Consider the following 12,635-nt stretch of genomic DNA (forward strand, 5'->3'; position numbering starts at 1 on the left):
TTGAGCGAGTAAAGCTAATACCACACTTTTCAAAACCAGACCCACTGATTTATCAAATTGGTATGGCACTAGCGTCAGAAATCGAAACAAACAGTATACATAGTCGTCTTTACGTCGATTCGCTGACTACTGCCCTTGCTGCTCACCTAATCAGACATTATTCGGCAGTTCAACCAAATCTCTCTACTCATTCTAAGGGTTTACCACAGTACCAATTGAGTAGAGCTATCGAGTATATTCACGACCATCTTGCTCAGGATATAAAGTTGGCGGAACTTGCCGCAGCAGTTGGCATGAGTCAATACTACTTTAGCCGATTATTTAAGCAGTCGATGGGCATATCACCTCATCAATATATGATTCAACAGCGAGTAGAGCGGGCAAAGTTGTTGTTGCGTCAAAGAAAGTTTTCTATTGCTGACATTGCTCTCCAATGTGGTTTTACTAACCAGAGCCATCTAAATCGTTACTTCAAACGTTTGGTTGGTGTAACACCCAATACATTTATCAATAAATAATACAAGTGTATAACAAAAATTCGCACGTAGAGACGCAAGGAACATCGTGTCTCTACAACATGCATTTGCAAAAAAAAAGCAAGAATGTACCAAAATAAGCAAAAACGTAGAATATCACAATTAATACATCCCTTATTGTGATCAACAGTTTCCACTCTCAAACGCATGAAATAGTCTTTAAGTTTTTAGCTTATGAAGTTTTGAGTCTCAATAAGAGGAGCAAAAATGAAGAGATATGACCGCCCAGACTTCCCGATTAAATTTACTCAACTTTACATTAACGGGAGGTGGCAAGATTCATCGAGTGGTAAGACTTTTGAAGCAATTGACCCTACAACAGAAGCGGTTGTTGCCCAACTTGCTGAAGGTACTGTTGAAGATGTTGAAACTGCTGTCGAAGGCGCCCATGAAGCTTTTGAGAATGGTGCATGGAGCAAAATGAGCGGACATGAGCGCGGCGAAATTTTATGGCGCGTCGGTGATTTATTTCATAAATATGGTGAAGAACTTGCCTTTCTGCAAGCTAAAGAAATGGGGCGCCTGTTTCGGGACTCAATGACAGTAGATATTCCTCACCTTGCCAACATGTTTCATTATTATGCTGGCTGGGCAAGTAAGATCGAAGGTTCGGTGAAACAAACTACTAAGGGTTTGCACACCTATACTTTGCGCGAACCACTCGGTGTTGTTGCTGCCATTACACCATTTAATTTTCCATTAATTCTTTCAATTAGCAAATTCGCACCTGCGCTTGCCTGTGGTAACACTATTATTCACAAACCTGCTTCGGCAACACCGCTTTCTGCGTTAAAGGTCGCCCAAATGATGGAAGAAGCTGGTGTGCCACCTGGTGTTTTTAACGTAGTGATGGGTCCGGGTGGTACGGTTGGTAATGCTTTATCAACACATCCTGGTATTGAGAAAGTAGCAATTACGGGTTCAACTGCTAGCGGCATTCGAGTAATCAAAGATTCGGCAGATACATTGAAACATTTGACGATGGAATTAGGGGGTAAATCAGCCAATATCATTTTTGCTGATGCTGATCTAGATGCGGCAACACAAACTGCATACGATGGTATGTTTTACAACAAAGGTGAAATTTGTTACGCTGGTTCGCGTATGTTAGTCGAACGTTCTGTATACGACGAAGTAGTGGAACGGGTACGGCAAAAAGCTTTAAGTACCAAACCTGGTGATCCACTCGACCCAGACAGTCAGATGGGACCAATTGCGAACAAGAGCGAATACGATAAAGTACTCAATTACATGCAGGTTGGACAACGGGACGGCGCGCGGCTTGTGGCAGGTGGTAAAGCGGCAAACATTGGTACAGGTAAAGGATATTTTGTTGAGCCAACTGTTTTTGCCGATGTTAATAGTAATATGACGATTGCCCGTGAAGAAACCTTTGGTCCAATTCTCTCAATCATTCCATTTAATGACTTTGAGGATGCAATTCGTATTGCTAACGGCAACCAATATGGACTTGCTTCTGGTGTGCATAGTCGTGACATCAAAAAGGCGCACAAAGCAGCAGCGAAACTAAAAGCAGGTACTGTTTGGGTCAACACTTATGGACACTTTGACCCCTCTAGTCCATTTGGTGGTTATAAGATGAGTGGCTATGGACGTGAGCAAGGTTGGGAGGCTTTAGAGTTTTACTTACAAACAAAAACCGTGTGGGTTGATCTGTCGTAATAACAGGAGATGGGTATGAATATTGGAATTATTGGCGCCGGCAGTATGGGTAGTGGCTTGGGCAAATTATGGGCGCAGAACGGACACAAGCTGATGTTTAGTTACTCGCGCGATCAAGCAAAGCTTGTTGCAATCGCCCAGTCAATTGGTAATAATGCCACTGTCGGTACACCTGTTGAAGCGGCTCAATTTGGTGATGTCGTATTACTATCTGTACCTTATGCAGCAGTTAAAGATGCGCTTCAAGCAACTGGTTCGCTAGATGGGAAAATTCTCTTTAGTTGTGTTAACGCCTTGTTACCTGATATGAGTGGTTTGGCAGCGGGCACAACAACCTCAGCAGCTGAAGAGATTGCCCAACTAGCTCCTGGCGCCCGTGTTGTTGAAGCATTGCCAGTGTTTGCAGAAGTTTTAAATTCACCTTCACGACACTTTGGCGATCAAATAGCGACAGTGTTTTATAGCGGCGATGATGAAACAGCAAAACAAGTAGTAGCAGATTTACTCCGCGAGCTTGATGTCGAGCCAATTGATGCTGGAACGCTAAAAAACTCACGCTTTGTTGAACCTGCAATGATGCTGTTGATTAAACTTGCTTACGAGCAGAAGTTAGGGCAAGTCGGATTTAAACTGCTTAGACGCTAAGAGGAGTATTTGAATGGTAAAACACTTAAAGAGCCTACGAGAATACATTGATGCTCTCAAAGAAATTGGTGAGATAATCTTCAATAATGAATCAACGAATCCACTTGTAGCATTTCTTAGAAAGGACGAAAAAATGTCCATGCATACTACAAAAGTAGTTTATAACTGCTTGCCACCTGATGAGTGGGACGACCAGTTACCGCAGCGCAGTTCCTTCATGGGCACCTATCCTATTGAGTTGCAAAACAAGGTACTAGTGGTTTGTGTCAATAGTTTTGGGGCGTTGTAGCATAGGCGTCCTCGCCCGCAACTGCTCAGGTGTAATTTGAGCATGAACTAAATAATCTTCGGCGCCTTCTTTTTGTAGGACAGGCGAGACGCCTATCCTACGGGAACTTTGGTTAGAAGGATGCAGATTGTGTGCCTTTATACTGCTTAATTAATTCACGGTCACTCAGTTCTATGTCGCTTTTTTTACCCATAAAATAATAGCCAGAGGCAGCATCATACGCTCCTGGTTTATTAATAATTAGATAATCGCAGTACGGCAGCCAAAATGATGTTGCACGCGCAAACATTTTTACAACTTTTCTGATGGACTCCTTTTTAAACAGACTTAACAAAAAGTATTGGTAAGACCAAGCCAGAGCCATTCCTGGTCCACAAACGGCACCGCTAGAAATTTCTGAGAATTTACGGAATAGTCTTCGGTGTCCTAAATGTGTGAAGCGAGTAAAATCATATCTTCCTAAGTGTACTTGCTGTATAAAAGGTGTTTCAGCGTAAACCAGTGCATTTGGTTTCAAAACACGATGAATTTCTGCTACACAACGAACTGGGTCTACAACATGTTCAAGTACTGCTTGGACAATAACTCCATCAAAGCAAGCATCGGCAAAAGGAAGACTATGAGCATCACATATAACCGAAACTCCAGAACCAAAAGCTACGTCAATATCGACTAGTTCAATTTCTGGATTTTCAGATAATGCTTCTATACCTTGTCCAACAACACTTCCACCGATAACTAAAACTTTCGGATGAGGATTTTGTTTAAGCAAAATTTTTGTAAAATCTCGAAAATTTTGTTTAGCTTTGATATTTAGAGAGATTCCTGGTAAGAAATCTATCATCAGTCTTTCTACTTTCGATTTTGGTTTAAGTGTTGCACTATCAAAATTGATAAAATCGTTAATGGAAAAAATACTAGAAGCATCATCAATTAAAATTGGAATCGAATTGACTATAGGGTATGTAGCTTGACATTGATTATTTCTACATTTGAAATTATTATCAATCGTCTCTAATTGAGAACTACACTTAGGACAACGAAGGTTTTTCAGAGTTTGTTGACTGAATTTAAAGTCAAACTGATTTTGAACTTGCATAATCTTATTGTTCAGTAGTTAATATTTAAATTGCGGGTGGTTAGATTCCCGACTTCTTTAAGAAATCGGGAATCTAAAGGGTTAGTTATCTAAGATCAACCATCCGTTACATCCGTTTATAATCCGTTGCAAATCTTCTTATATTCTCTGAACTCTGTGGTCTAGAAGTCTCTGTGGTAAAGGAATATACCACCAGAATTAATGACATCACAAAAATTAAGTCTTAACTGCACTTATAAGAATTAGCACCCTGTTTTCATAAGTGCAATTACTTATATAAGTAATTACTTGTGGATAATCTTAAACTGCTTGATTTGTATTTTGCCAATTCTGTTACGTCTTTATAAACTCTTCACATATAACAGACACCGTGGCTCGTACAATACTGCTCTGTGAGATGCGGACGAACGTACATAACATAGTCTTTACAGTCAAATTAATTATATTCAGCCAAAATAATTAAACTTTACACAAAGTTTAAAAACTAAACCTCTCCCCTAACCCCTCATATTCAAGCAGAGGCGCCAACCCAAACTAAAAACATAGAGCGCTCTAAAATAACTGTGCTATGATAATATTACGTATGCTAAGTAATCGTGTATGGTGATGACATCTAGTAGTGGACAAGCAATTGCATCGTGGCAGCAGGTACTGGCGCCGCATGGTCTCGGTTATCGTATCAAGCTGCTTTCACAACTCTTAACACGAAAGTTTACAGAAAAGTTAGAGCCGTATGGACTTACACCGTTCCATTGGCTGGTGTTATGTTGTCTATGGCAAGAAGACGGTTTGCCAACTTCTAGCATTGGCGATAAGTTGCAGCAGGTAGGAGGCACTTTAACAGGTGTACTCGACCGGATGGAAGAACGCGGTTTGGTGCGACGCGAACGCGACCCAAAAGACCGTCGTATTTGGCGCATTTGGCTAACCGATGCTGGACGAGAGTTTGAGACGATTTTACCTCCCCTTGGAGTCGAACTACGCGAACAAGTAATGCAGGGTATTCCTCCATCTGAACGCGAGTTGTTTTCACAAATCCTCAATAAAGCTATCGCAAATCTATCTTAGTGCTGTTATGCGTAAATCCGTTCTACTTCCTTAAGTTGAGTTAAATGTACGGCAACTTCTCCTAATTGGGTGATGCAAACCCCAAATCTATTTTGATAAGATATTACGCATACTAAATAATTTGACGTATAATTATATTAAAAGTATAATAAGCGTACTAAATAAAAGAGTCCGAAATAAATTATTTTTTACTTCTAATCAACGATTAATTCTGATCAACGAGTATTCGCATTTGTGGGTAAAAGTCATGGAAGCTACCAATACAAACAACTTTAACGGAAACGGACGTAGTAACAACAGTTCTGTGATTGTAATCGGGAAGGAGATGGTTACAGATATGCAAAAGTTAGAAGGACGTACCGTTGAGACGGTGCCAACTGAAGCACCATTTGTTGCTCCTGAAGTACCAAAGGATGAGCAAGAGAAAGGGAAAAAGGAAAAAGCGAAAGGTAAAAAGCCGTTAGGATTTATATTGGCTGGGTTAGGAGTCGGCGCCGTTGTTGCGGGTGGGTTTGGATATCGCTATTGGCAGTTTGCCTCAACCCATCAAGAGACAGATAACGCAACTGTCGCAGGACATATTCACCAAGTCAGCAGTAAAATTCCTGGTACAGTGAGCGAAGTGCTGGTTAATGACAACCAACTTGTACAGCAAGGACAATTATTAGTGAAACTAGACCAGCGCGACTATCAAAACAAAGTACAACAAGCTGATGCAGCATTGAAAGCAGCACAGCGTCAAGCGCAAGCAGCACAAGCGAATATTGCTTTAGCATCGCAAACAACTAGCGCCAAAACAACTCAAGCACAAGGTGATGTTAGCGGCGCCTTAGCAGCCATATCAACAGCACAAGCTGCCGTAGATGAAGCAAAAGCTGGTATTCCTGCGGCACAAGCAGATGTACAACAAGCTGAAGCTGGAATACCTGCTGCACAAGCACAAGTCGCACAGGCAAATGCTAACTTACAAAAGGCTCAAGCAGACTTCAACCGTTATAATGCATTGTTCCAACAAGGCGCCATCCCGCGTCAACAGTTAGATACAGCAAGAGCAGCATATGATGTAGCTGTAGCGCAAAAGAGTGCAGCACAACAAGGGGTGCAACAAGCGCAAGCAAAACTAGCATCTGCAAGAGTTGGAGTAGCAGCAGCGCAGTCACGGTTAGCGCAAGCGCAAGAAGGAGTAACGAGCGCGCAAGCTAAATTAGCAGCATCGAAAGGTGGACTTCAACAAGCTACAGCAGGTGGACAACAAACTAACGTCAACCAAGGACAATACGAAGCAGCCAAAGCATCTATTAATCAAGCAGAAGCATCGCTCAAAGACGCACAACTACAGCTTTCGTACACTAACATCGCGGCGCCTGCAGCTGGACGAATTGGTCGAAAAAATGTTGAGGTTGGCAACAGAGTTCAAGCGGGAACCCCTCTAATGGCAGTTGTCAACAATGAATATTGGGTAGTAGCGAACTTCAAAGAAACCCAATTAGAAAACATGAAACCTGGACAAAGTGTGGAAGTCAAGCTTGACTCGTTTCCACACCACGCATTCAAGGGTAAAGTAGATAGTATCTCACCAGCATCCGGCGCCCAATTTGCTTTGTTACCACCGGATAATGCCACAGGTAACTTTACCAAAATAGTTCAACGTATTCCTGTCAAAATAGTTTTCGACCCTGCGAGTATTCAAGGATATGACTCACGGATTACACCAGGGATGTCAGCAGAAGTTAGTGTAGAAGTAAAGTAGGGTGTGTGACGCTACGACAAATCCTAAACGAAGCTAGTGGCGTCACGCACCAGAACGAGTAGAAGTAAGTAGGGTGTGTGACGCTACGACAAATCCTAAACGAAGCTAGTGATCTAGTAAGGTGCGTGACGCTACTAGACCATTCGTTTTATTTTGGAATTGTTATAGCGTCACGCACCCTACCTCCCAACTCTTAATTTTTATTAACTATGGTGCCATTACCAGCTTTTCGTTCACGTAACTACCGCTTATTTTTTACCGGACAAGGTATCTCGCTAATTGGGTCTTGGATGACTCAACTTGCCACTGTTTGGTTAGTTTATAGTCTAACTGACTCCCCTTTAATGCTGGGAGTCATCGCATTTACAAGCCAGATACCTAGTTTTTTTCTATCACCTTTTGGTGGTGTATTTGCTGATAGATTTTCTCGTCATAAAACTTTAATTGGTACTCAAGTTCTAGCAATGTTGCAGTCGCTAGCGTTAGCAGCACTCGCATTGACGGGAGCAATTCAAATTTGGCAAATAGTTGCTTTGAGCTTGGTTCAAGGTTTTATTAATGCTTTTGATGCTCCCGCACGTCAAGCGTTTGTACCTGAATTAATCGAACGACGGGAAGATTTAGCAAATGCCATTGCCGTTAATTCCACCATGTTCAACGGCGCGCGCTTGATAGGGCCTGCAATTGGTGGTTTAATATTAGCGCGCGTTGGTGCAGGCTATTGTTTTTTAATAGATGGTATCAGCTACATTGCTGTAATTATAGGGTTACTAGCAATGCGAATTGAAACAAAGCGAATTCCCAAATCTGATGTTAGTCCAATACAAAGAATCAAAGAAGGTTTTATTTACGCCTTTGGTTTTCCACCAATTCGGACTATATTATTACATGCTGCCATAATTAGTTTATTTGGTATTCAATATACCGTCCTTGTACCTATTTATGCTGAGAAAATTCTTGGTGGAGGCGCCGAAACTCTAGGCTTTTTAATGGCTGCATCGGGAATTGGCGCCCTAGGAGGTGGGATATATTTAGCTACAAGAAAAACCGTAGCTGGACTAGGTAAAGTAATGGTTTTAGCAGCAAGTATTCTCGGACTGGGGCTAATGGCATTTTCTATTTCTCGCCATTTGCCGCTTTCACTACTCACAATGTTATTCGTTGGACTCGGAACAATTCTACAAGTTGCATCTAGTAATACAGTATTACAAACAATTGTAGACGAAGACAAACGGGGTCGAGTAATGAGTTTATTTACGATGTCCTTCTTAGGAATGACACCATTTGGTAACTTATTAGGAGGAGCATTAGCAGAACGAATTGGGGCGCCGACTACATTAATTATCGACGGTATTATTTGTATTATAGCCTCAATATTCTTAGCCAAGCAGTTACCATCACTCAGGCGCATAGTCATTCCCATTTACGAAAAAAAAGGAATCATTAAAACAATGTAGAGACGTGATATATCACGTCTCAATATCACGTCTTCTTTTAAGGAGTCCTCCAGTGGCAAACATGAGCGTCGCAAATAAACCAAACTCTAATTCCGAAATACCCTTAAGAACCTGGATAGGTGTCTTAGCGAGTATGTTAGGAGCATTCATGGCTGTACTCGATATCCAAATTACTAACGCATCGCTCCAAGAAATACAAGCTAGTTTAGGAGCATCGTTAGACGAAGGTTCTTGGATATCTACATCATATTTAGTCGCCGAAATTATTGTAATTCCCTTATCTGGATGGTTATCGCGCGTCTTTACACTGCGAAGATATTTATTAGTCAATACAGCCTTCTTTATATTCTTTTCTATCTGTTGCGCTTATGCGTGGGATTTAAATTCAATGATACTATTCCGCGCGCTGCAAGGGTTTACTGGAGGAGTGTTAATTCCTAGTGCAATGACAGTTGTATTAACCACTTTACCACCATCTAAACAATCAGTGGGACTAGCAGCATTTGGGATAACTGCCGTATTTGCACCATCTATAGGTCCAACATTAGGAGGTTGGTTAACTGAGAACTTTAGCTGGCACTATAGCTTTTATATTAATGTCTTTCCTGGCGCCTTAATGCTTGCTGGGGTTTGGTATGGAATTTCTCAGCAAAAACCTCAGTATGAATTATTAAAACAAGGTGACTGGTTTGGAATTGCTTCAATGGCAATTGGTTTAGGTTCTCTACAAGTTGTATTAGAAGAAGGTAGTCGTAAAGATTGGTTTGGTTCACAGTTAATTGTGCGTCTAAGTATACTAGCTGTTATATTTTTGGCATTATTCTTTGTGATTGAGTTAACGCGCAAACAGCCATTTATAAATTTAAGACTAATCAAAAATCGTAACTTTGGTTTAGCAAGTATTGTTAACGTTTCTTTAGGCATTGGATTATACGGTTCTATATATATATTACCTTTATATCTTGCCCAAATCCAGAGATATAACGCTCTACAAATCGGTCAAGTCCTAATTTGGGCAGGTGTACCGCAGCTATTTATTATTCCATTTCTTCCTAAAATCATGCAGCGTATTGATGTACGCTTTATGGTTGCGCTTGGAGTTGCTTTATTTTCAGTCAGCGCTTTTATGAACTCGCGCTTAACTTATCAAACAGGGTACGACCAATTAATTTGGTCACAACTAGTTCGGGCAATGGGACAACCATTAATTATGGTACCATTAACTTCAATTGCCACAGCAGGTTTACCTCCAAAAGATGCGGGTTCAGCGAGTGGTTTATTCAATATGATGCGTAACTTAGGTGGTTCAATTGGAATTGCTGCGTTAGCAACTTTATTAACAACGCGCGAACAATTCCATTCAAATCGACTTGGTGATTCTGTCTCATTATATAATTCACAAACCCAAGAAAGAATCAATCAACTTACACAATATTTTACCAGTCGCGGCGCCGATTTAAGCACTGCCCAAGACCAAGCAATCAAATCTATCGATAATGTAGTTCGCCGTGAAGCGTTTGTAATGGCTTTTAATGATTGTTTCTACTTTATTGCTATTGCTTTATTAGTTAGCGGTATTGCTATTTTATTCTTTAAGAAAGTTAAAGCAACTGGTGGCACCGTTGGACATTAAACCAGAAGTAGAACAAAGCACAAGTGGAACAGGCATCCTGCCTGTTATGACAAATTATAAGGTAAAATTTGCAATTCAGATTAGAATAGTAAAAAACTAGTTTATATACACTACCTATGGCAACCCAACTTCGTGAAGCCAAATCTTCAACTGGACTGGTAATAACTTGGGAAGCGTTGCCCGACGATTTTCGGTTGGAGGATAAACCAGTGGAAAGTACAGGTCACCCACTTGTGGCTGGTGCCCTACGCGAAATTTTAGAAATTTATGGTCTGATTTTAGCACAGATGCTAATAGCCTCTAATTTCGGACTATGTGCAACTGTAAACGGGCAATTAGTCATAAAGGCGCCTGACTGGCTATATGTTCCATCAGTTAACGAGATTCTAAGCGACCGTAAAAGCTACACACCTAACTTAGAAGGTGATGTGCCTGCAATTATAATGGAATTTTTATCAGACAAAGATGGCGAAGAATATTCGGTCAAACGAACTCACCCACCAGGTAAATGGTTCTTTTACGAACAAATTTTACAAGTCCCTATTTATGTGATTTTTGACCAAGATGGGGGTTTGTTAGAATTTTACCAGCTTGAAAACGGGCACTACGAATTAAAACAACCCGATGAAAATGGGCGCCATTGGATTGACTCATTAGGTTTATTTTTGGGAACTTGGCAAGGAACAAAAGAACAAAGAACAGGTTACTGGTTACGTTGGTGGGATGCGGAGGGCAATTTGTTATTATGGGCTGTCGAACGAGTTGAACTCGAAAATCAGCGTGCCGAACAGGAACGTTTACGTGCTGAACAAGAAAGCCAACGTGCCGAACAGGAACGTTTACGTGCTGAACAAGAAAGCCAACGTGCCGAACAAGAAAGCCAACGTGCCGAACAGGAACGTCAGCAAAAAGAACGACTGGTAGCTTATTTGTTATCTCAAGGCATTGACCCCAATAATTTGCCCCCCGGATAACATATTTAGTAGCGGTTCATGTCATTAAATTTGCTTAGTTAAGAACAAAAAGGGGGTTATATAATATACATCCCCTTATAAGGTGCAGTATTAAAGTAATTAAAAAACAGATTTTAAAAACGGTGCCAATTAATAATCGCTAATGCGCGTTAATAAAATTAAATTAAATTTAATTATATATCTAAATTAATTGGGAGTTTATTGTAAAATTTTATGAGTATATTGTTTATTTAAGATTACAATGGCGCTAAAAATTATTGATAACTTTGACAGCAGCTTTTCACTGGAACCAGATGCAAAGCTAGTACTATTTGAACTACTAAAAAATGAAAGCTTTTTGAGTCAGATATCTAGTGCAATTGCGGATAAATTAAATGGCAATCGCGTCGAATTTACAGAACTATTATTCCAGCCCGTTCCTTATACCACAGCTACACCCAAGGGAATGCCTGCGGAATTTGAAAAGTATCATAATTCAAATAATCATTTTATCATCAATGTGCCACCCAATTTTATGTTCAAAGCAAAAATATCTAAGCCTAGCCGTCTTTGTGCTATATATCGAGTAAATACTTAAACTAAGTGGGTGTTTAATTTAACGCGCTTTGTAATTCCTAGTTCACAGGCACCAGTTTTACTTAAAATGACAGGGCTGGTTTATACTTGGAGTCTCATCAAATTGCACTACCATCCGAACCTCTCTTTTTTTAAATAAAAATTAGATTGCTTGAATCTATCTTTAGAAATATAAATATATAATACGACAATTAATTGTATTGACTATGACAAAGTTTTTACATACACAAGATACATGTATATTTTTGTCAAATTTTTTTTAAATATTATAATTAATGATAATTACCAAATATAAAATATTTTGCTTCATCCTATAGAATGATATTTAGAATTCACAAATCTATCTATAGAGAGAATCGTTAAGTATTGCACTAAGCCATAAACTAAAATTTGAACTATAGTCATCGTTATTAGTGCAATTTTCAAATTATAATTGCCTAGCTAACTTGACTTAATAGTCTATCTACAGTCAGGAGAACAAAATGCCTTCCCTGTCTTTAAATAATCAAGGTTTGCCATACCCAGACCCGATACATCCCGTCATTGTTCACTTTGTAATTGCAATGGTGCTTTTTTATTTTTTCTGCGATGTGGTAGGCTATTTCACTCACAGGCACCGTTTGTTTGAGGTGAGTTTCTGGAATATGTTTGTTGCTTCCGGCGCAATTTTCCTCGCGGTTATATTTGGTCAGTTTGAAGCAGGTTTGGCACGAGTTTACGCTTCTGTACAGCCAACTCTTAATTTTCACACGGTTATGGGTTGGTCGCTTGCTACTATTGTTGTTACTATTACAGCTTGGCGCCTGGTGATTCGCAACCGCAACCCTTTAAAAGTACCACCTGCTTATTTGGGTGTCGCCACAGTCCAGAATTGCTTCCTAAATAATTATGTCTAGATTTTTAGAATATTTCTTAATTGCTATTT

At 40.1% G+C, this 12,635-nt stretch carries 12 protein-coding genes; 11 read left to right on the forward strand and 1 reads right to left on the reverse strand.

Features of this window, described 5'->3' with window-relative positions; genetic code table 11:
* The 4 genes from AC2JBO_RS34860 to AC2JBO_RS34875 all read left to right on the forward strand — a co-directional run.
* The coding region (locus tag AC2JBO_RS34860) for an AraC family transcriptional regulator (protein WP_496958221.1) at nucleotides 1-518 on the forward strand (518 nt) is incomplete at its 5' end.
* A gap of 225 nt (nucleotides 519-743) precedes the next feature.
* Nucleotides 744-2,219: an aldehyde dehydrogenase family protein gene (locus AC2JBO_RS34865; RefSeq protein ID WP_496958222.1), complete on the forward strand. Its 1,476-nt coding sequence runs from the start codon at nucleotides 744-746 to the stop codon at nucleotides 2,217-2,219.
* A gap of 15 nt (nucleotides 2,220-2,234) precedes the next feature.
* A complete protein-coding gene (locus AC2JBO_RS34870; protein WP_496958223.1) occupies nucleotides 2,235-2,864 on the forward strand; it encodes an NADPH-dependent F420 reductase in 630 nt (209 codons plus the stop codon).
* Between the two features lie 13 nt (nucleotides 2,865-2,877).
* Nucleotides 2,878-3,153: a hypothetical protein gene (locus AC2JBO_RS34875; RefSeq protein ID WP_496958224.1), complete on the forward strand. Its 276-nt coding sequence runs from the start codon at nucleotides 2,878-2,880 to the stop codon at nucleotides 3,151-3,153.
* Between the two features lie 112 nt (nucleotides 3,154-3,265).
* Here the strand turns inward: AC2JBO_RS34875 and AC2JBO_RS34880 are convergent, their stop codons facing one another.
* The gene (locus AC2JBO_RS34880) at nucleotides 3,266-4,252 is read right to left on the reverse strand and encodes a methyltransferase domain-containing protein (protein ID WP_496958225.1); all 987 of its coding nucleotides are present in this window, start codon (nucleotides 4,250-4,252) and stop codon (nucleotides 3,266-3,268) included.
* A gap of 600 nt (nucleotides 4,253-4,852) precedes the next feature.
* On the opposite strand from AC2JBO_RS34880, the gene AC2JBO_RS34885 reads away from it, so the two are divergent.
* The 7 genes from AC2JBO_RS34885 to AC2JBO_RS34915 all read left to right on the forward strand — a co-directional run bounded on the left by AC2JBO_RS34885 (nucleotide 4,853) and on the right by AC2JBO_RS34915 (nucleotide 12,606).
* On the forward strand, nucleotides 4,853-5,320 hold the full coding sequence (locus AC2JBO_RS34885) for a MarR family winged helix-turn-helix transcriptional regulator (RefSeq protein WP_496958226.1): 468 nt from the start codon (nucleotides 4,853-4,855) through the stop codon (nucleotides 5,318-5,320).
* A gap of 247 nt (nucleotides 5,321-5,567) precedes the next feature.
* Nucleotides 5,568-7,070: an HlyD family secretion protein gene (locus AC2JBO_RS34890; RefSeq protein ID WP_496958227.1), complete on the forward strand. Its 1,503-nt coding sequence runs from the start codon at nucleotides 5,568-5,570 to the stop codon at nucleotides 7,068-7,070.
* A gap of 209 nt (nucleotides 7,071-7,279) precedes the next feature.
* The gene (locus AC2JBO_RS34895) at nucleotides 7,280-8,527 is read left to right on the forward strand and encodes an MFS transporter (RefSeq protein ID WP_496958228.1); all 1,248 of its coding nucleotides are present in this window, start codon (nucleotides 7,280-7,282) and stop codon (nucleotides 8,525-8,527) included.
* Between the two features lie 61 nt (nucleotides 8,528-8,588).
* Nucleotides 8,589-10,160 (forward strand): DHA2 family efflux MFS transporter permease subunit, encoded by a 1,572-nt coding sequence (locus tag AC2JBO_RS34900; RefSeq protein ID WP_496958229.1) that lies wholly within the window; start codon nucleotides 8,589-8,591, stop codon nucleotides 10,158-10,160.
* A gap of 116 nt (nucleotides 10,161-10,276) precedes the next feature.
* Complete coding sequence (locus AC2JBO_RS34905; RefSeq protein WP_496958230.1) at nucleotides 10,277-11,134, forward strand: Uma2 family endonuclease; 858 nt, start codon at nucleotides 10,277-10,279, stop codon at nucleotides 11,132-11,134.
* Between the two features lie 241 nt (nucleotides 11,135-11,375).
* Nucleotides 11,376-11,711 (forward strand): hypothetical protein, encoded by a 336-nt coding sequence (locus tag AC2JBO_RS34910; protein ID WP_496958231.1) that lies wholly within the window; start codon nucleotides 11,376-11,378, stop codon nucleotides 11,709-11,711.
* A gap of 481 nt (nucleotides 11,712-12,192) precedes the next feature.
* On the forward strand, nucleotides 12,193-12,606 hold the full coding sequence (locus AC2JBO_RS34915; protein ID WP_496958232.1) for a DUF2231 domain-containing protein: 414 nt from the start codon (nucleotides 12,193-12,195) through the stop codon (nucleotides 12,604-12,606).
* The last annotated feature ends 29 nt before the right edge of the window (nucleotides 12,607-12,635 follow it).

Source organism: Calothrix sp. CBUCES-K 9914 (genome assembly GCF_059640475.1).